This window comes from Streptomyces sp. JHA26 (genome assembly GCF_002005565.1).
In the GTDB taxonomy this organism is placed as follows: Bacteria; Actinomycetota; Actinomycetes; order Streptomycetales; family Streptomycetaceae; genus Streptomyces.
Genome location: NZ_BDJC01000062.1, coordinates 1 through 20,126, shown reverse-complemented (window position 1 = coordinate 20,126; position 20,126 = coordinate 1). Strand labels below are relative to the sequence as shown.

Here is a 20,126-nt window from a genome sequence, read left to right as displayed (position 1 = left end):
CCGGCGTGCGGTGCGGCCCGGACCGTCAGGCGGAGATGCCGTCGATCCGGGCCAACGCGTCGTCCGCGCCGTACGGCTGCAGGTACGGCAGCCAGCGCGGGTCCCGGTGGCCCGTGCCGATGATGCGCCAGGCCAGACCGGTGGGCGGGGCCGGTTTGTGGCGCAGGCGCCAGCCGATCTCGCCGAGGTGCCGGTCCGCCTTGACGTGGTTGCAGCGGCGGCAGGACGCCACCACGTTGTCCCACGCGTGCTGCCCCCCGCGACTGCGCGGGACGACGTGGTCGATGCTGGTGGCGACCCCGCCGCAGTACATGCACCGGCCTCCGTCGCGCGCGAAGAGCGCCCGCCTGGTGAGAGGGACGGGCCCCCGGTAGGGGACCCGCACGAATCGCTTGAGCCGGACCACGCTGGGTGCGGGGACGGTGACGGTCGCGCTGTGCAGGAAGGCGCCGGACTCCTCGAGGCACACGGCCTTGTTCTCGAGGACCAGGACGAGCGCGCGGCGGAGCGGTACGACGCCGAGTGGCTCGTACGACGCGTTGAGGACCAGGACGTGCGGCACGGATGCCTCCTTGTACGCCGGCGGCGCGTGGCTCGCGCCGGGACGATCCGTAGTCAGTCTCTCCTCATGCCTGGTGGACGCGCCACCATGTCCCGGTAACGGGCTGGGAGTGTTTTCGACCACACCCGAGGCATCCCCCGGAGCCTGACCAGTTCAAGCGCGGGTGAGCACCGTCTCTCTCGCGAACTTCACGCCGGTCCACCCGTGGTGCCCCGTTAGTGTGGTTGTTCTGCCCGTCCGGTGACCTTCCCGTGACCTTGGACCAGACCCTTGGACCGTAGTCGCCCGGCCGCGCGCGCCGCGGACGGGCCGTCGCACCTGGAGGTATCCGCCGTGTCCCTGTCCGCCGCCGTCCCCTTGGCCGCCGGTCCGTCCCCGTCGCCGTCGCCCTCCACGACGGCCCCTGGGGTGCCCACGCTCCAGGACGCCCAGGAGCACGCGACGAACGCCGCGAGCTGGGTCGAGCAGAACTGGTCGACCTGGCTCGCGATCGGGCTGCGCGTGGTGCTGATCCTGGTGATCGCGACGGTGCTGCGCACGGTGGTGCGGCGGGCGATCACCAAGCTGATAGACCGGATGAACCGCACCGCCGGGGCCGTGGACGGCACCGCGCTGGGCGGGCTCCTGGTGAACGCCGAGCGCCGCCGGCAGCGGTCGCAGGCCATCGGCTCGGTCCTGCGTTCGGTGGCCAGCTTCCTCATCCTGGGCACCGCCGCCCTGATGATCCTCGGCACCTTCCAGATCAACCTGGCCCCGCTGCTGGCGTCCGCCGGTGTCGCGGGCGTCGCGATCGGCTTCGGCGCCCGCAACCTGGTCACCGACTTCCTCTCCGGCGTCTTCATGATCCTGGAGGACCAGTACGGCGTCGGCGACACCATCGACGCGGGCGTGGCCTCCGGTGAGGTCATCGAGGTCGGGCTGCGCGTGACCAAGCTGCGCGGCGCCGACGGCGAGATCTGGTACGTCCGCAACGGCGAGGTCAAGCGCATCGGCAACCTGTCCCAGGGCTGGTCGACGGCCGGTGTGGACGTGACGGTCCGCTCCGGCGAGGACCTGGACAAGGTGAAGGAGACCCTCGACGCCGTCGCCGAGCGGATGAGCAAGGAGGAGCCCTGGAACGAGCTCCTGTGGGGGCCGGTCGAGGTGCTCGGACTGGACAGCGTCCTGCTGGACTCCATGGTCGTGCGGGTCTCGGCGAAGACCATGCCCGGCAAGTCCCTCACCGTGGAGCGCGAGCTGCGCTGGCGCATCAAGCGGGCCTTCGACGCGGCCGACATCCCGATCGTCGGCGGCGCCACGGTCCCGGCGGACGGGGCCGCGGCCCCCGACCCGACGGCGGGCGTCGCGGCGCCGTCGGCCTACGCGAGCACCGTGTCGCCGCAGTCGATGGCCGCCTCTCCGCTCACCCCGCCGAGCACCACCAAGTAACCGGCCCTCCCTCCCGCCTCCCGCCCCCGAGGTGCGACCGCCCGCGTCGCCCCGGGGGCGGTCGCGCGTGCGGCCCCGCCGGGCGGCCCCTTGACGGCCTCTCCCGGGCGGGCCTACGTTTCCCGACCGACAGGAAACCTTCCTTACAGTTCCCGGGGGCGGTCCCGTGCGGGATCGGTACACGGCCCCGTGGAGCACCGGGCGGCGAGAGGCAGGTGCGGACCCGCATGGCAGGAACCGCCGGCACACCGGGCACCCCGCGCGTGCTGCGCGCCATGAACGACCGGGCCGCCCTGGACCTCCTGCTGGAGCACGGGCCGCTGTCCCGCACCCGGATCGGCACGCTCACCGGCCTGTCCAAACCGACCGCCTCCCAGCTGCTGGCCCGCCTGGAGGCCGCGGGGCTCGTGCGGGCCGGCGGCACCACGCAGGGCCGGCCGGGCCCCGGCGCCCGGCTGTACGAGGTCGATCCGGCCGCCGGGTACGCCGCCGGACTCGACGTCACCCCGGCCCGCGTCCTCGCCGCGGTCGCCGACCTCACCGGCCGCACGGTCGGCCGGTACGAGCTGCCCACCCCGGGCCGGCGCGCCGGCGTCCCCGTCGTCCGGCAGGTCACCGACGCGCTCGACGGCGCGGTGCAGGCCGCCGGACTCGCCCGGGGCGACGTGCGCCGCCTGGTCGTCGGCACCCCGGGCGCCTTCGACCCGCGCACCGGCCGGCTGCGCTACGCCGCCCACCTGTCCGGCTGGCACTCCCCCCGTCTGCTGGAGGAAGTCGCCGCCGCCCTGCCGATGCCGGTCGAGTACGAGAACGACGTGAACCTCGCCGCCGTGGCCGAGCGGCGCCTGGGCGCGGCCCGGGGCCACGAGGACTTCGTGCTGCTGTGGAACCAGGACGGGCTCGGCGCCGCCCTGGTCCTCGGCGGGCGGCTGCACCGCGGCTGGACCGGCGGCGCCGGCGAGGTCGGGTTCCTGCCGGTGCCGGGCGCGCCGCTGGTGCGGGGGGTCGCCCGGACGGGCAGCGGCGGCTTCCAGGAGCTGGCCGGCGCGCAGGCGGTGGTGGGGCTGGCCCGCGAGCTGGGCGTCGACCCCCCGTCGTCCGGTTCGTCCGGCGAGTCGGCGGCGGCGTTGCTCGCCGCGGCCGCCCTGCGCCCCGACGACGCCCCCCACCGTCGCCTGCTGCGGGCCTACGCCACCCGCCTCGCCACCGGTCTGGCCTCCCTCGTCTCCGTCCTGGACCCCGAGCTGGTGGTCCTCGGCGGCACGGTCCTCACCGCCGGCGGCGAGCCGCTGCGCGCCCTGGTCCGGGACGAGCTGGCGGAGCTGGCCGCGGCCAGACCCCGGCTCGTCGTCGGCACCGTGACCGAGCAGCCCGTGCTGCGCGGTGCCCTGGAGACCGCGCTCGCCGCCACGCGCGACGAGGTCTTCGACACCACCGGCTGAACGCCCCCCGTCGGCGCTCGCACCACGCCGGCCGAAACCACCCGGGCCGCGACCGAGCCGGTCACGGCCCCGTGATCCGAGTGAAGGGCTGACGTACATGAAACTCACCGTGGTCGGCGGCGGTTCCACCTACACCCCCGAGCTCGTCGACGGCTTCGCCCGGTTGCGGGACGTCCTGCCGGTCGAGGAGCTGGTCCTGGTCGATCCGGCCGCGGACCGGCTGGAGCTGGTGGGCGGCCTCGCCCGCCGCATCCTCGCCCGGCAGGACCACGGCGGCCGCGTGGTCACCACCTCCGACCTGGACGCGGCCGTGGACGGCGCCGACGCGGTCCTGCTCCAGCTGCGCGTCGGCGGCCAGGCGGCCCGCGAGCGGGACGAGACGTGGCCGCTGGAGTGCGGCTGCGTCGGCCAGGAGACGACCGGCGCGGGCGGCCTGGCCAAGGCGCTGCGCACGGTGCCGGTGGTGCTGGACATCGCCGAGCGGGTGCGCCGGACCAACCCGGACGCCTGGATCATCGACTTCACCAACCCGGTCGGCATCGTCACCCGCGCCCTGCTGCGGGCCGGTCACAGGGCGGTGGGGCTGTGCAACGTGGCGATCGGGCTCCAGCGCAAGTTCGCCGCGCTGCTCGGGGTCGCGCCCGCCGACGTCCACCTGGACCACGTCGGCCTCAACCACCTCACCTGGGAGACCGGCGTCCGCCTCGGTGGCCCCGGGGGCGAGGACGTCCTGCCCCGGCTGCTGGCCGAGCACGGCGACGTCGTCGCCGCCGACCTCCGCCTGCCCCGGCCGCTCCTGGACCGCCTGGGCGTCGTCCCGTCCTACTACCTGCGCTACTACTACGCGCACGACGAGGTCGTCGAGGACCTGCGCCACAAGCCGTCCCGCGCCGCCGAGGTCGCGGAAATGGAGCGGCGGCTGCTGGAGATGTACGCCGACCCCGCCCTGGACGAGAAACCGGCCCTGCTGGCCGAGCGCGGCGGCGCCTACTACTCGGAGGCGGCCGTGGACCTGGCGGCGGCCCTGCTCGGCGGCACCGGATCCCCGTACCAGGTGGTGAACACCCTCAACCGGGGCACGCTGCCCTTCCTGCCCGACGACGCGGTGATCGAGGTGCAGGCCGCGGTGGGCCGCGAGGGCGCGACACCGCTGGCCGTGCCGGCCGTGGACCCGCTGTACGCGGGCCTGATGGCGAGCGTGACGGCGTACGAGGACCTGGCCCTGGACGCGGCCCTGCGCGGCGGCCGGGAGCGGGTGTTCCGGGCGTTGCTCGCCCACCCCCTCGTCGGCCAGTACGCCCACGCCGAGCAGCTCACCGACCGGCTGGTCGCGCACAACCGGGAGCACCTGGCGTGGGCCTGAGCGCGAGGGTGCTCGCCGTCGACGCGGGCAACAGCAAGACGGACGTGGCGGTCGTGGCGGCGGACGGGGAGGTGCTCGCCACGGCACGCGGCGGCGGCTTCCGCCCGCCCGTTGTGGGCGTCGGCCGGGCGGTGGACGCCCTCGCCGAGGCGGTGGCGCGGGCGTTCGCCGAGGCCGGCGTCACCGGCGTCGACCACGTCTCGGCGTGCCTGGCCAACGCCGATCTGCCCGTGGAGGAGGAGGAGTTGTCCGCCGCGCTGCACGCGCGCGCGTGGGGCACGACCGTCGAGGTGCGCAACGACACCTTCGCGGTCCTGCGGGCCGGCGTCACCGAGCCGCGCGGGGTCGCCGTCGTGTGCGGCGCCGGCGTCAACTGCGTCGGCATGCTCCCCGACGGCCGCACCGCCCGCTTCCCGGCCCTGGGCCGGATCTCCGGCGACTGGGGCGGCGGCTGGGCCCTGGCCGAGGAGGCGCTGTGGCACGCGGCGCGCGCGGAGGACGGGCGGGGCGAGCCCACGGCGCTGGCCCGGACCCTGCCGGCGCACTTCGGGCTCGACTCCGTGTACGCCCTCGTCGAGGCCCTGCACCTGCGGCGCATCGAGCCGGTACGGCGCCACGAGCTGACGCCCGTGCTGTTCGCCACGGCGGCCGACGGCGACCCCGTGGCCGGGGCGGTCGTCGACCGGCAGGCGGACGAGGTGGTGGCGATGGCCACCGTCGCGCTGACCCGGCTCGGCCTGCTGCACGAGCGGACGCCGGTCCTGCTCGGCGGCAGTGTCCTGGCCGCCCGGCATCCCCGGCTCGACGGCCGGATACGGGAGCTGCTGGCGGCCCGCGCCCCCGGGGCCGTGCCCCGGGTGGTGACCGCTCCCCCGGTGCTGGGCGCGGTGCTGCTGGGGCTGGACCGGACGGGGGCGGCCCCCGGGGCGCAGGCGCGGGTCCGGGCGCACTTCGGCACGTGAGGCCGCCACCGGGAACCGAACCGGCCCCGCGGTCGTATTCATGGGCAGGGCCGGGGGCGGTCGGGCCGGTCGACCGGCGCCGGGAGCGGGGGCCGGGAGCGGTGGTCGGGGTCCCGCGAACGGAACAAGATCGGGTGAAGGCCGGTGCGAATGCCGGCGCGGGGCGCGATACTTGCGGCGACGGATGACCATGGGGGAGGTCAGCAGTGACTCGACCGCCGGAGAACAACGCGGCGCCACCGCCCGGCGCCGGCGTGCCCCCGCTGCCCGCCGTACCGCCGCAGCCGCTGCCGCATCCCCTTCCGCATCCCCTTCCGCAGCAGCGGTCCGCCGGCGGGACACCGGCGGTGTCCCCGCCGTCCCCGCCGTCGACGCCGTCCCCGCCGTCGACGCGTCGCCGCACCGCTTTCGCCGAGGGCGTGGACCGCCTGCGCGCCGCGGCCGTCACCGAGCCCGGTCGGCTGCGCATCATCGGGGCCCTGCTCGCCGTGCTCGTCCTCGCCTTCGGCGCCGTCACCGCCTGGCAGATGAACGAGCGGTCCGCCGCCGCCGACGACGTGCTGACCCGCAGTCAGCCGCTCAGTTCCGCCGCCGCCGACATCTACCGTTCCCTCGCCGACGCCAACACCGCGGCGTCCAGCGGCTTCCTGGCCGGCGGCCAGGAGACGAAGGCCTCCCGTGACCGGTACGAGAAGGGCGTCCGCGCGGCCGCCGAGGGCCTGGTGAAGGCCGCCGCCGACTCCGACGCCGAGTCCCCCGCCGCCACGACGATCACCCGGCTGAACCGCCTGCTGCCCGAGTACAAGGGCCTGATCGAGCGGGCCCGCACCTACAACCGGCAGGGCTACCCGGTCGGCGGCGCCTACCTGCGCTACGCCAACGAGAAGATGCAGAAGGAGATGCTCCCGGCGGCGGAGGACCTCTACACCCGGGAGAACCGGCGGCTGAGCGACGACTACGCCGACGCCGAGCCCTACCCGTGGGCGGCGATCGCCCTCGGTGTCCTCGCGCTCGCGGCCCTGGGCTGGGCGCAGCACCGCGACTACCGGCGCACCAACCGGGTCCTCAACCACGGCCTGGTCACCGCCACGGCCACCGCGACGATCGTCCTGCTCTGGCTGGTCGTCGGCCACACCGTCGCACGGTCGAACCTGAACGACTCCTACGACCACGGCGTGCGCTCCCTGAACGCGCTGCACGAGGCCCGTATCGCCTCCCTCAAGGCCCGCGGTGACGAGAACCTCACGCTGGTGGCGCGCGGCGCGGAGACGAGGAAGGTCGGCGGGGAGACGCTCGACGCCTACGACCTCGACTTCGAGAAGAACATGGACACCCTCGGCAAGGGCCTGGCCGAGGCGCGGCGGCTCGCCGACGACCGGACGGGCGAGAAGCCGGTCGCGGCGGCGAGCGCCGACATGACGGAGTGGAAGAAGCGCCACGCGGCGGCCCGTGAGCAGGACGAGAACGGCAACTACCGGCAGGCGCTGGACCTCGTGATCGGCGGCAGGGGCGCCACGGTCGAGTGCTTCGACGGCGTCGACGCCTCGCTCGCCGTCGCCCTCGCCCACGAGAAGGACGAGTTCGAACGGGCGGCCGGTGACGGCCTGGACGCGATGGGCCTGCTGCCCGAGGGCGCCGCCGCCCTCGTCGTCCTGGGCGCGGCCGGCGCGCTGCTGGGCATCGGCCGCAGGCTGTCGGAGTACCGGTGAGGCGGGGCCGGGGCCCGGCGAGCGGGTGGGAAGGAGTGGTGGTGGAAGGGGGCGTGAGCATGCGTGTGCGACGGCTGCGGGCCGGCCTGAAGGGCTGGGGCGGGGTGGGTGCGATGGCGTTCGCCTGCGTCCTCGCGGTGCTCTTCGCCCTGCTCCTGCCGGTGGTCCGCTCGCACGGCGAGGGCACCGCGGGCACCGGTGGCCGGGGTGCCGCCCAGGGCCGGCAGGCGCGCGCCGCCGAGGAGTGCACGGACCCGGAGAAGCAGACCCTGTCCCCGGACGGCGCGGACGGCCCCACCGTCGAGGCGATCCGCAACCGCGAGGGCGCCAGGCGCAAGCTGGTCGTCGGCGTCGACCAGAACAGCTACCGCTGGGGCTACCGCGACCCGAACAGCGGCGGCGACGCCGAGCTGGAGGGCTTCGACATCGACCTGGCGCACCGCATCGCCCAGGACATCCTCGGCGACCCGGACGCGGTGCAGTTCAAGGCGATACCCACCGACCAGCGGGTCCCGGCGATCCAGGACGGCCGGGTCGACATGGTGGTCCGCACGATGACCATCACCTGCGACCGGCTGGCCGACGTCGCCTTCTCCGCCCCCTACTTCAGGACCGGCCAGCAGCTGCTCGCGCCCAAGTCCTCGGACATCACCGGGTACGACGGCACACTCGCCGGCAAGAAGATCTGCACGGCGGCGGGTTCGACGGCGCTGAGCACGCTGAAGCAGGACCAGGCGGACGGCGGGCCGGCCGCCGGCGCCGACCTGGGCACCACCGTGCCCAACCAACTGGACTGCCTGGTGCGGCTCCAGCTCGGCGAGGTCGACGCGGTGGTCACCGACGGCGCCCTCGCCGCGAGCCAGGCCGCGCAGGACCCCACGGTCGAACTCAAGGGCGCCCCCTTCACCACCGAGTACTACGGCGTGGCGATGAAGAAGGACGCCGACGACCTGGTGCGCCGGGTCAACCAGGTCCTCGTCGAGTGGCGCGCGGACAGGGCCGGGGGCTGGCAGCGCTCGTACGGGAAGTGGCTGTCGGAGACCATGGGGGACGACCCGGGGCCGTCGCGACCGCCGGCCCCGCAGTACCTGCGCGGCAGCTGAACGGCCGCCGCGGCACGGGGAAGAAGCACGCACGAGTCCGCAACAGCGAAAGGTGATCGATGGGCGACACGGGACCCACCGGGCCGGTGATGGACCGGGACGAGGTGGACCGTGCGCTGGCGCGCCTCGGCGCGGAGCACGAGGCCATCGAGACCTCGCTCCTCGCGCTCCAGGACCACGCGGGCCGCAGGCTCCTGGAGGGTGCCGAGCTCACGGGCGTGACCCGGGAGCGCTGGGCCGTCGCGGAGGCGTCGATCACCCTGCTGTGGTCCTACTTCGACGCGTACACGGGCGCGCTGCGCACCGCCCGGGAGATCCGCGCCCGGCGCCGCTGGTCCAGCCGCGAGGACCTGGTGGAACTGACGGAGCTGCTGCGCGGCGAGGCGGTCACCGTGGCCGGCGCCGCCGCCACCGCCCACGCGCCCACCGTGCAGGGCGGTCCGGGCCGGCTCAGCGAGCGGTACTCGCTGGCCACGCTGGTGGAGCGGATGAACCAGCTGTACGCGGCCTCCCTCGACCTGGTGGTCGCCGCCGACGCGGTGTGGTCGGCGCTGCCCGCGCGCATCGATCTGCTCGCCGCCGAGCTCCAGCGCACCCGCCGACTCGCGCACTCGGTGGGAGTGCGCCCCGGCGAGCACCCGGCCGGGGACGACCTGGAGCGGATCACCCGTACCCTGACGAGGCTGCGCGAGCGGGTGGTGTCCGACCCGCTGGCGTTCTGGGTGCCCGCCGAGGGCAGTTCGGCGCCGGGCGGCGGCCGGCCGGACACCACGGTCTACGACCGGGAGGCGCGCGCCCTGGAGGACGTGCGCCGGGAGATCGACGCGGTGCTGGCCGTCCGTCAGGACGCCGAGCAGCGGATCGTGCGGCTGCGGGACGTGCTCTCCCGCGCGGACCGCACGCTCGCCGAGGCCCGCACCGCGCGCGGCGAGGTGCTGGCGAAGATCGCCGCGACGGAGGTGCCGGTGGTCAGCGGTCCGCCGACCGTGCTCCAGGAGCAGCTGGCGACGGCCGCCGAGTACCGCAGGCACGGCCAGTGGCACCGCCTGTCGCCGCTCCTGGAGTCCCTGGAGGAGAAGGCGGAGGACGAACTGCTGCGGGCGCGCGAGTCGTTGACGGCGGTCACCGCGCCGCTCGCGGTCCGCGCCGAGCTGCGCGGCCGGCTGGACGCGTACAAGGCGAAGGTCTCCCGGCTGGGCTTCGCGGAGGACCCGGAGCTGGTGGAGAAGTACGAGAGGGCGCGCCGCATGCTGTGGAGCGCGCCCTGCGACCTGCGCGTCGCCGAACAGGCCGTCCTGCGCTACCAGCAGGCGGCGGCCGAGGTGCTGGGCTCCGCGCCGCGCGTGCCCGGGCAGGGCGGGCCGGTGGACCGGACGGAGCCCGGCGCATGAGCGACGACGGGGAGGCGACGGCATGAGCCGGGAGCAGGGGACCTGTCAGCGACCCGGCTGCGGCGGGTCCTACGAGGACGTGGGCGGCGGCGAGCTGTACTGCGACACCTGCGGTCTCGCGCCGGTCGTCGCGTCCGACGGCGCGGTGGGCTCGACGCCGACCGGGGTCACCGGCGGCGGGCGGGGCTCACGCGGCTCGGCGGGCAGCGGCAGCGCGCGCTCCGGCGGCCGCAGCGCGCGGACGTCGTCGCAGTCTTCGAGGTCCCGGCGCTCGGTGTCGGGGCGGCTGTCGCGGTCCGCGTCGGGCCGCTCCACGGGCCGTTCGGTGTCGGTGCGCAGCTCGGGGTCGCCCGCCGGCTCCTCCGCGCGGGGGCGGCTCGGCGCCGGCCTGGTCGAGGTCCCGGCGATCCCGCGGCCCGACCCGCGCGCGATGGTCCTGGACCAGCCCGAGGTGCCCGAGCGCAAGCGGTTCTGCTCGCGCTCGGACTGCGGGGCGCCGGTCGGGCGGGCGCGCGGGGACCGGCCCGGCCGCACGGAGGGCTTCTGCACCAAGTGCGGCCACCCGTACTCGTTCGTGCCGAAGCTGAGGTCCGGGGACGTGGTGCACGGCCAGTACGAGGTGGTGGGCTGCCTCGCGCACGGCGGGCTCGGCTGGATCTACCTCGCCGTCGACCGGGCGGTCTCCGACCGCTGGGTGGTCCTCAAGGGCCTGCTGGACACCGGCGACCAGGACGCGATGGCGGCGGCGATCTCCGAGCGGCGCTTCCTCGCCGAGATCGAGCACGCCAACATCGTGCGGATCTACAACTTCGTCGAACACCTCGACCAGCGCACCGGCTCCCTCGACGGCTACATCGTCATGGAGTACGTGGGCGGCAAGTCCCTCAAGGAGATCGCCAACGCCCGCCGCACCCCCGAGGGGCGGCGCGACCCGCTGCCGGTGGAGCAGGCGTGCGCGTACGGCATCGAGGCGCTGGAGGCCCTCGGCCACCTGCACAGCCGCAACCTGCTCTACTGCGACTTCAAGGTCGACAACGCCATCCAGACCGAGGACCAGCTCAAGCTGATCGACATGGGCGCGGTGCGCCGCATGGACGACGACGAGTCGGCGATCTACGGCACGGTGGGGTACCAGGCGCCCGAGGTCGCCGACGTCGGCCCCTCGGTGGCCTCCGACCTGTACACGGTCGGCCGTACGCTCGCGGTGCTGACGTTCGACTTCCAGGGCTACACCACCGTCTACGCCGACTCGCTGCCGGACCCCGACACCATCGACGTGTTCCGGCGGTACGAGTCGTTCTACCGGCTGCTGGTGCGCGCCACCGATCCCGACCCGGCCCGCCGGTTCGCCTCCGCGCAGGAGATGGCGGAGCAGCTGACGGGTGTGCTGCGCGAGGTGGTCTCGCTGCAGACGGGCCGCGCCCGGCCCGCGCTGTCCACCCTGTTCGGGCCCGAGGTGCGGGTCACGGACACGGAGTTGTTCCCCCGGCTGGACGGCGAGGTGTCGCGGCTGGGGGCCCGGGCGACGGGCGCGCGGAAGCGTGGTGCCGGCGCGTCGGCCGCTCCGCCGGCGGGTGGCGGGGGCGCCGGTCCCGCGCTGCCGGGCGCCGTGAGCACGGTCGGCGGTGTCGGGGGCGGTGCCTCCGCCCTGGTCGAGCCCGTCGACGCCCCCGTCGCCGCCCTCGCCCTGCCGGTCCCCCGGGTCGACCCCGGGGACCCCAACGCCGGTTTCCTGGCGGGCCTGATGACGTCCGCGCCGGGTGAGCTGCTGACCGCGCTGGGCGCCGCGCCGGCGCCGTCGGCCGAGACCCTGCTGCGGCAGACACGGGCGCGGCTGGAACTGGGCGACGCCCCGGGCGCGCTGGAGGTCCTGGAGGCCCTGGAGGGCGAGCGGCCCGACGACTGGCGGGTGGTCTGGTACCGGGGGCTGGCCTCGCTGGTGACCGGCGACCACGAGGGCGCCGCGCTCGCCTTCGACGCGGTCTACGACGCCTTCCCGGGCGAGATCGCGCCCAAGCTGGCGCTCGGCCTGTGCGCGGAGGTGCTGGGCCAGCTCGACAACGCCGCCGAGTACTACCGCCTGGTGTGGTCGGCCGACCCGAGCCACGTCAGCGCCGCGTTCGGCCTGGCCCGGGTGCAGTTGGCCGGCGGCGACCGGACCGGTGCCGTACGGACGCTGGAGTCGGTGCCGGAGTCGTCCGTGCACTGCACGGCCGCGCGCGTGGCGGCCGTGCGGGCGCGGCTGCGCAGGCGCGTCGCCGCGCCCGGCGACGTGGCGTTCCTGGACGATCTGACCGCCGCCGCGCGGCAGGTCGAGTCCCTGGACGTGTACGGTCTGGATCCGGCTCGCCGCGAGCAGTTGTCGGTCGAGGTCCTCGGCTGCGCCCTGGACTGGGTACTCTCCGGGGGCCGGGGTTCCGTTCCCTCCGCCGCCGGGGAACGGACACTGCTCGGCAGCGGTCTGGACGAACGCGGCCTGCGTTTCGGCCTGGAGCGTTCGTACCGCACGCTGGCCCGGCTGGCGCGGGGCGGCGAGGAGAGGATCGACCTGGTGGAACGTGCCAATCGTTACCGCCCCCGGACGTGGGTGTAGTTGATGTCGCAGATGCCCCAGCAGGCCGCTGTGTCGAAGTGTCCGAGCTGCGAGGAACCCCTCGAGTCGGACGACCGTTTCTGCGGCGCGTGCGGATACGACCTGTCCGCCGTGCCCGCGCGGCCCGAGGAGAGTCCGACGATCTCCCCGAACGGCACGGTGCCCGCCCCGTCGTCGCCGCCGCAGGGCGTGCCGGGGGCGGACCCGGCCGGCTCCCCGCTGCCGCCGCCACGGCCGGCCGCACCGCCGCCACCACCGGCCGCCGCGCCTGCGCCGCCACCACCGCCTGTCGCCGCGCCTGCGCCATCGTCTGCCGCCGTGCCACCGCCACCGGTCGCACCGCCCGCCGCGCCTGCGGTCCCGGCGGGACCGGCCGCGTCCGAGCCGGTCTCTTCCGAGCCGGTCGCGTCCGAACCGGCCGTGTCCGGCGTGCGGTTCGACCGTCCGGACGAGCCCGACGAGTACCCGTTGCAGGCCCCCGACCCGCGGTCGGCCGCCCCGGTGCCGGCCCCGGCCCCGGGGACCGCCCCCGCACCGGCCGCGTCCGGCAAGGTGTGCGTGGCCTGCCGCGCGGGCCGCGTCGACGACGACGGCTACTGCGAGAACTGCGGGCACGCCCAGCCCCGCGAACGCGACCACATGGAGCAGGAGGCGGGCCCCGTGGCCGCCGTCAGCGACCGCGGTCTGCGCCACCACCGCAACGAGGACGCCTTCTGCGTCGGCCGCACCGCGCTGCCCGACGGGACGACCGCGGCCGTGGCGATCGTGTGCGACGGCGTCTCCTCGGCGACCCGCCCGGACGACGCCTCCCTCGCCGCGTCCCGCGCGGCCGGCGAGTCGCTGCTCGCGGCCCTGCCGCGCGGCACGCACCCGCAGCAGGCCATGCACGACGCGATCGTCGCCGCCTCCCACGCCGTCAACGCGCTGGCCGACGAGCCCGCCACGGCCCGCGAGCAGGCGCCGCACCAGAACGCCCCGGCCTGCACCCTCGTCGGCGCCGTGGTGACCTCGGACCTGCTGGTCGTCGGCTGGGTCGGCGACAGCCGCGTCTACTGGGTGCCGGTGGACCGCGGCACCCCGCCGGCCCGGCTCACCGAGGACGACTCGTGGGCCGCGCAGATGGTCGCCGCCGGCCTGATGAACGAGGCCGAGGCGTACGCCGACGAGCGCGCCCACGCGATCACGGGCTGGCTCGGCGCCGACGCCTACGAACTGGAGCCGCACACCGCGTCGTTCAAACCGGATCGCCCCGGCGTGGTCGTGGTGTGCACGGACGGCCTGTGGAACTACGCCGAGTCGGCCGAGGAGATGGCCGCGGCCGTGCCCCTCGACGCCGCCGCGCGCCCGCTGCACAGCGCCCGGGTCCTGGTCGGCCACGCCCTGGACGGCGGTGGCCACGACAACGTAACAGTGGCCGTCGTGCCGTTCCCGGCCCCGCCCGCGGGGGCAGGATCCGGCTGAGGCCGCACGGCCGGGCCACACGCGCACGGCCGGGGGGGACGGCGGGGCGGCCTCGCGGACCGCAGGGGGCGGTCCGCGTCACGAGCCGTCACCCCACCACCGTGGGGACGTAGAGGGGGATGCGATCCGGCATGGCCAATTTCTCGAAGTCGCACGTGCCGCAGTTCTCGGTGGACGTCTACCAGAACGCGTACCTGCCCGAGGGCGGCCGCGAGGTCAACGCGATCGTCACGGTCACCGCGACCGGTGGCGGCACGGTCGGAAGCGCGGTGGCCGCGCCCCAGCTGTACGCGCCGGGCCGGGGGCCGTCCGCGGCCGTGGCGCTGATGGTCGACTGCTCGGGCTCGATGGACTACCCGCCGACCAAGATGCGCAACGCCCGGGACGCGACGGCCGCCGCGATCGACACCCTGCGCGACGGCGTGCACTTCGCGGTGGTCGGCGGCACGCACGTGGCCACGGAGGTCTATCCGGGCAACGGCCGGCTCGCGGTCGCCGACGCCACCACCCGGGAGCGGGCCAAGCAGGCCCTGCGCAGGCTGAGCGCGGGCGGCGGCACGGCCATCGGCACCTGGCTGCGGCTGGCCGACCGGCTGCTGTCCACGGCGGACGTCGCCATCCGGCACGGCATCCTGCTCACCGACGGCCGCAACGAGCACGAGTCGCCCGACGACCTGAAGGCCGCCCTCGACGCCTGCGCCGGGAGGTTCACCTGTGACGCCCGTGGCGTGGGCACCGACTGGGAAGTGAAAGAAGTCACAGCGATCGCCTCCGCCCTGCTCGGCACCGCCGACATCGTCGCCGACCCGTCGGGGCTCGCCGCCGACTTCACGCGGATGATGGAGACGGCCATGGGCAAGGAGGTCGCCGACGTGGCCCTGCGCCTGTGGACCCCGGTCGGCGCCACGGTGCGGTTCGTCAAGCAGGTCGCCCCCACGGTCGAGGAGCTGACCGACCGCCGCGCCGAGGCGGGGCCGCGCGCCGGGGACTACCCCACCGGGTCCTGGGGCGACGAGTCCCGCGACTACCACGTCTGCGTGGAGGTACCGGCCGCGGACATCGGCCGGGAGATGCTGGCCGCCCGTGTCTCCCTGGTCGTCCCGGAGCCCGGGGGGAGCGTCCGGAACCTCGGCGCCCAGGGTCTCGTACGCGCGGTGTGGACGGACGACGTGGCCGCGTCCACGTCGATCAACCCCCAGGTCGCCCACTACACCGGGCAGGCCGAACTGGCACAGGTCATCCGACAGGGGCTGGATCTGCGCAAAGCGGGAGACATCGACGGAGCGACGGCCAAACTGGGCCGTGCGGTCCAGCTGGCCGGGGCCTCCGGAAACGCGGATACGGCGAAACTGCTTGCGAAGGTGGTGGACGTGGTCGACGCGGCGGCAGGTACTGTGCGACTGAAAGCGAAGGTCGAGGAGGCCGACGAGATGACTCTCGAGACCCGGTCGACGAAGACTGTTCGCGTGAAGAAGTGACGCAGTACCGCAGGACGACGCAGTACCGCAGGACAACACAGCGACAAGCTCCGCAAGAGGGGGAAGCTCCGACATGCCGACCTGCCCGAACGGACACCAGTCGGGTTCCGACGACTGGTGCGAGGTCTGCGGTCACCGCATGGCCGGTGCCGTGCCGCCCCCTCCGCCGCCCCCGCCCCCGGGCGGAGGCTACGGCTTCCCGCCGCCCGCCGGTCCCGGTGGTCCGGGCGGCCCCGGCGGACAGGGCGGCCCGGGCGGTCAAGGCGGTCCGGGAGGCCCCGCCGCGGAACCGCAGCTGTGCCCGCAGTGCCGCACGCCCCGCGAGGGCGGTGCGCCGTTCTGCGAGGAGTGCCGGTGGAACTTCCTCACCAACACCGCCACCTCGTACACCCCGGCGGCCCCCCGTCCGCCGGCGCCCGGTCCGGCGTCCGGTCCTGGGCCCCGGTTCCCGCAGCCGCCGGGCGGTCCGTCGTACGGCGGCGGTGACGCGTACGACTACCAGGGCTCCCGCCCGTCCCAGATGAACCGGCCCGCCGAGCCGATCCCGCCGGGCCCGCCCTTCGGCGCCGACCCGTCGGGCCCCGGCGGCCCCGGTCAGGGCGGTCCCGGTCAGGGCGGTCCCGGTGGTCCGGGCGGTCCCGCTCAGCACGGTCAGGGCGGCCCCGGTGGTCCGGGCCCGCACGGTCCCGGGGGTCCGAACGGTCCCGGCGGTCCGAACGGCCCCTCCGGCTACCCGGGCCCCGGTGGTCCGGGCGGTCCCTCCGGCTACCCGGGTCCCGGCGGTCAGGGCGGTCCCTCCGGTCCGCCGGCCCCGCCCGGTTTCGGTGCCGACCCGTCGCGGCCGGTTCCGCCGCCGCCCGGTCCCGTCCCGCCCCCGCCCGGTCCCGGTGGCCCGGGGGGGCCCGGCCGTCCCGGCGGCCCCGGTGGTCCCGGCGACCCCGGGGCTCCCGGCCGTCCCGGCGGCCCCGGTGGTCCCGGCGGCCCTCCGCAGGCGTTCCAGCAGTCCGGTCCGCCGGCCCCGCCCGGCTTCCCGCAGGAGACCGGCCGCCCGCAGCAGGGCGGCGGTCCGTCCTTCGGCGGCGGTGACGACGACTGGATGCTCTCCCCGCCGTCGTCCGGCCCCGGTGGCCCCGGCGTTCCCGGCGGCCCTGGAGGCCCCGGTGGTCCTGGTGGCCCCGGCGCTCCCGGTGGCCCCGGTGGCGGTCCCTCGCAGGGCGGCGGCTACGGCTACCCGCAGCCCGGCGCCACCCAGGCCCCGCCCGGCCACGGCTTCCCGCCGCGGTCCCAGCAGCCGGCGACCTGGACGGCGACCATCGGTCCGGACCGCGAGTACTTCATGGCGATGATGCAGCGCTCCGGCCCCGAGGCCGCGGGCCTGAACCTGCCCGCGTACTCGCCCGAGCAGCAGCGCACGCTCACCGGCAACCAGGTCACGATCGGCCGCCGCCGGCACTCCACCGGCGACACCCCGGACATCGATCTCGCGGTGCCGCCGGAGGACCCGGGCGTCTCGCACCAGCACGCGCTGCTGGTGCAGCAGCCGGACGGCAGCTGGGCGGTCGTCGACCAGAACTCGACGAACGGCACGACGGTCAACGGCGGCGAGGAGCCGATCCAGCCCTTCGTGCCGGTGCCGCTCCAGGACGGCGACCGGGTGCACGTCGGCGCCTGGACGACGATCACGATCCGCCGCGGCTGAGGCGGGCGCGGGCCGTCAGGCGAAGGGCCAGGCGTAGGGACCCTCCGGGTCGTCCAGCCAGGCCCAGGCCCGCTCGCCGCGGACGGTGATGCCGTAGCGCTCGCGCCGGGGGGCGTCCTCGCGCTCCCACAGCGCGTGCGCCTCCTGCGGGTCGAGGCCGCTCCGGGACAGGGCCAGCAGGAACCGGAACAGGTCGTCGTCGCGGGCCCGGCGCGGCACCCCGGCGAGACCCGGCGGCTCCGGCCCGGTGCGCCCGGTGCCGCGCAGCGGCAGGAAGTAGGCGGGGGTGTGCAGGAAGTGCCCCTCGGCGTGCTCGGCGTCGTGGACGGTGAGCGCGACCAGGCCGGTGGCGAGCGGTGCCAGGATCCGCCCTCCGGGGCGGCACTGGGCGAGCCAGGCGCGGGGGATCTCCGGCAGGGCGCAGGTGGCGATGATCCGGTCGAAGGGGGCGCGTTCGGGCACCCCGCGCGCCCCGTCGCCGGTGACGACGGCCGGGTGGTACCCGGCGGCGGTCAGGTGCCGGCGGGCCGACTCGGTGATCTCCGGGTCCAGGTCGACGGTGGTGACCAGGTCGTCGTCGCCGAGCCGGTGGGCGAGGAGGGCGGCGTTGTAACCGGTGCCGGCGCCGATCTCCAGGACCCGGTCGCCGTCCGCCACGCCCAGTTCCACCAGCATCGTCGCCATCAGCGACGGCTGGCTGCTGGAGGAGAGCAGCTCGCCGTCGCGCAGCCGGGTGGCGAGCGGGGTGTCGGCGTACGCGCCGCGCACCCAGCGCTCGCGGGCCGCGGGGTCGGGGTGCTCGCCCCACCGGCGCTCGTAGCCGCCCCGGACGCCGACGTGGTAGGAGGGCACGAAGAGGTGGCGCGGGACCGTCGCGAACGCCTCCCGCCAGACCGGGTCGGCCGCCCAGGCGCCGCTCAGCTCGATCTCGCGCACCAGCTCCGCCCGCGCGGAGTCGGCGAGGCGTTCCAGGTCCTGGTGCCCGCCCATGCCTCCACAGTAGGGCCCGGCGGTCGCCGTGGGCGGCCGGCGGGCGTGAGGTCCTGGGTCCCGGGGCCTATGCCGCCCTGTCTGAGACCATGGACGGCGTGAATGAGATTCGGCGCGGCACGCTTCAGGAGCAGACCTTCTACGAGCAGGTCGGCGGGGAGGAGACCTTCCGCCGGCTCGTCCACCGTTTCTACGAGGGGGTAGCCCAGGATCCGGTCCTGCGGCCGATGTACCCCGAGGAGGACCTGGGCCCGGCGGAGGAGCGTTTCGCGCTCTTCCTGATGCAGTACTGGGGCGGTCCGACGACGTACAGCGAACGGCGCGGCCACCCCCGTCTGCGGATGCGGCACGCCCCCTTCGCCGTGGACCGCGCGGCGCACGACGCGTGGTTGAGGCACATGCGGGTGGCCCTCGACGAGCTCGGGCTGTCCGAGGAGCACGAGCAGACGCTGTGGAAGTACCTGACGTACGCGGCGGCCTCGATGGTGAACACCGAGGGCTGAGCCCCCGGGGGCCGACTCCCCCGAGGGCCGACTCCCCCGAGGGCCGACCTGCGAGGACCACGACCGGATTCCGGTCCCGCATCGCCGGAATCCGATCACGATCCGGTCAATTCCGCCTCTCAAGCGGTTTCCCGCTCCATGCGCCCTCTGACAGCATCACCGGCAGGTCTGGACGACGGTACCGGGGGGCCGGGTGGCGGGGAGCGGGGGACTCACGGGGTTCGTGCTGCTGCGCGCGCGGGCTCACCGCCTGCTGCTCGCCGCCGCGCTGCTCACCGTTCTGCTGACCACGGCGGTGCTGGCGGCCCTGGCCGCCTACGCGGGCGCGATCGGCGACGCGTCCCTGCGGCACGCCCTCGCCGATCCGCGCAACGCCGCCGACACCGCGCTGATCGTCAAGGCGGACGTGCCCGAGGGCGGGCGCGACGAGGCCGACGCCACCGTGCGCAGGGGCGCCCGGGCCGCCTTCGGCGGGCTGCCGGTCACCGTCCGCCCCCTGACGAGGTCGGGCCCGTACGCCCTGCCGGACGCCCTGCGGCCGCGCGGCGAGCGGTCCGGCGACAACCCGGACCTGACGTACTTCGCGGCGCTCGACCCGGCGCAGGTGCGGATCACCGAGGGCCGGATGCCGCGGGAGGGCGGCCCGGTGACCGAGGTCGCGCTGCCGACGGCCGTCGCCGAGCGCCTCGGCGTCCGGACCGGCACCCGCCTCACCCTCACCGACCGGTTCGACGGCCCGGCGGTGCGGATCCGGGTCACCGGTCTGTACCGGCCGGCCGAGGCCGCGTCCCCGTACTGGCGGCTGGACGAGCTGGGCGGGCGCGGGATCGAGCGGGGCGGCTTCACGACGTACGGGCCGCTGCTCGCCGCCCCCGGTGCGCTGACCGGCGGCCGGGTGAGCGCCGGTCCGTCCGGGTGGCTGGCGACGGCGGACTTCTCCACGGTGACGGCCGGCCGCACGGACGCGCTGCGCGGGGCGGCCCGGGACGGGGTGGCGTGGCTGCGCGGCCGGCCCGTCCTCAGCGGGGCGACGGCGGTGGACACGTCCCTGCCCGAGGTGCTGGACCGGCTCGACCGCTCCCTGCTGGTGGCCCGCTCCACGCTCCTCGTCGTGGCGCTCCAGCTGGCCCTGCTCGCGGGCTGCGCGCTGCTGCTGGTGGCCCGGCTGCTGACCGCCGAACGCGCGGGCGAGCTGCGGGTGCTGCGGGCGCGGGGCGCCTCCCGGGCGCGGCTCGGGCGGCTCGCCGCGCTGGAGGCGCTGCTGCTGGCCGTCCCCGCGGTGGTCTGCGCGCCGCTGCTCGCCGGTCCGCTGACCCGGCTGCTGGCCGGGCAGGGGGCGCTGGCCCGGATCGGGCTGCGGCCGGAGGTGCCGGCCCTCGGCGGGACCGGGGTGTGGCTGGTCACCGGGGCGGCCGCCCTGGGGTGCGCGCTGGCGGTGACGC

15 protein-coding genes are annotated in these 20,126 nt (G+C 75.8%); 13 read left to right on the top strand and 2 right to left on the bottom strand.

What is annotated here, in order from left to right; translation table 11 throughout:
• Positions 1-25: 25 nt before the first annotated feature.
• The gene (locus JHAT_RS28285) at positions 26-562 is read right to left on the bottom strand and encodes an HNH endonuclease (RefSeq protein ID WP_077801117.1); all 537 of its coding nucleotides are present in this window, start codon (positions 560-562) and stop codon (positions 26-28) included.
• 333 nt (positions 563-895) lie between these two features.
• On the opposite strand from JHAT_RS28285, the gene JHAT_RS28280 reads away from it, so the two are divergent.
• From JHAT_RS28280 to JHAT_RS28230, 11 genes are all read left to right on the top strand, one after another.
• Positions 896-1,990 (top strand): mechanosensitive ion channel family protein, encoded by a 1,095-nt coding sequence (locus tag JHAT_RS28280; protein WP_171991099.1) that lies wholly within the window; start codon positions 896-898, stop codon positions 1,988-1,990.
• Positions 1,991-2,217: 227 nt separating this feature from the next.
• Positions 2,218-3,432 (top strand): ROK family transcriptional regulator, encoded by a 1,215-nt coding sequence (locus JHAT_RS28275; protein WP_077801115.1) that lies wholly within the window; start codon positions 2,218-2,220, stop codon positions 3,430-3,432.
• A 97-nt stretch (positions 3,433-3,529) separates the two neighbouring features.
• On the top strand, positions 3,530-4,795 hold the full coding sequence (locus JHAT_RS28270) for a 6-phospho-beta-glucosidase (RefSeq protein ID WP_077801114.1): 1,266 nt from the start codon (positions 3,530-3,532) through the stop codon (positions 4,793-4,795).
• Entirely contained in the window at positions 4,786-5,757 is a 972-nt protein-coding gene (locus tag JHAT_RS28265) for an N-acetylglucosamine kinase (protein WP_077801113.1), read from the top strand. The genes JHAT_RS28270 and JHAT_RS28265 overlap by 10 nt, the downstream gene beginning before the upstream one ends.
• Positions 5,758-5,963: 206 nt before the next feature.
• Positions 5,964-7,466 carry a hypothetical protein gene (locus JHAT_RS28260; RefSeq protein ID WP_171991098.1) on the top strand — a complete coding sequence of 501 codons (1,503 nt, stop codon included), beginning with the start codon at positions 5,964-5,966 and terminating at the stop codon, positions 7,464-7,466.
• 59 nt (positions 7,467-7,525) lie between these two features.
• Positions 7,526-8,569, top strand: a complete 1,044-nt coding sequence (locus JHAT_RS28255) for a glutamate ABC transporter substrate-binding protein (protein ID WP_077801111.1) — start codon at positions 7,526-7,528, stop codon at positions 8,567-8,569.
• A 59-nt stretch (positions 8,570-8,628) separates the two neighbouring features.
• A complete protein-coding gene (locus tag JHAT_RS28250) occupies positions 8,629-9,960 on the top strand; it encodes a hypothetical protein (protein ID WP_077801110.1) in 1,332 nt (443 codons plus the stop codon).
• Positions 9,961-9,982: 22 nt separating this feature from the next.
• The gene (locus JHAT_RS28245; protein ID WP_077801109.1) at positions 9,983-12,553 is read left to right on the top strand and encodes a serine/threonine-protein kinase; all 2,571 of its coding nucleotides are present in this window, start codon (positions 9,983-9,985) and stop codon (positions 12,551-12,553) included.
• Positions 12,554-12,556: 3 nt separating this feature from the next.
• Positions 12,557-14,014, top strand: a complete 1,458-nt coding sequence (locus JHAT_RS28240; protein ID WP_077801108.1) for a PP2C family serine/threonine-protein phosphatase — start codon at positions 12,557-12,559, stop codon at positions 14,012-14,014.
• A gap of 131 nt (positions 14,015-14,145) precedes the next feature.
• Positions 14,146-15,492, top strand: coding sequence for a VWA domain-containing protein (locus tag JHAT_RS28235; protein ID WP_077801107.1), 1,347 nt, complete (start codon positions 14,146-14,148; stop codon positions 15,490-15,492).
• Between the two features lie 73 nt (positions 15,493-15,565).
• Positions 15,566-17,191 carry an FHA domain-containing protein gene (locus tag JHAT_RS28230; RefSeq protein ID WP_077801106.1) on the top strand — a complete coding sequence of 542 codons (1,626 nt, stop codon included), beginning with the start codon at positions 15,566-15,568 and terminating at the stop codon, positions 17,189-17,191.
• Positions 17,192-17,206: 15 nt separating this feature from the next.
• On the opposite strand, the gene JHAT_RS28225 is transcribed toward JHAT_RS28230, so the two are convergent.
• The gene (locus tag JHAT_RS28225) at positions 17,207-18,181 is read right to left on the bottom strand and encodes a methyltransferase domain-containing protein (RefSeq protein WP_077801105.1); all 975 of its coding nucleotides are present in this window, start codon (positions 18,179-18,181) and stop codon (positions 17,207-17,209) included.
• Positions 18,182-18,270: 89 nt separating this feature from the next.
• Here JHAT_RS28225 and JHAT_RS28220 point away from each other — a divergent pair, with 89 nt between their 5' ends.
• On the top strand, positions 18,271-18,684 hold the full coding sequence (locus JHAT_RS28220; RefSeq protein ID WP_077801104.1) for a globin: 414 nt from the start codon (positions 18,271-18,273) through the stop codon (positions 18,682-18,684).
• Positions 18,685-18,907: 223 nt separating this feature from the next.
• A partial coding sequence (locus JHAT_RS28215) for an FtsX-like permease family protein (protein ID WP_307718360.1) occupies positions 18,908-20,126 on the top strand: 1,219 nt, incomplete at its 3' end.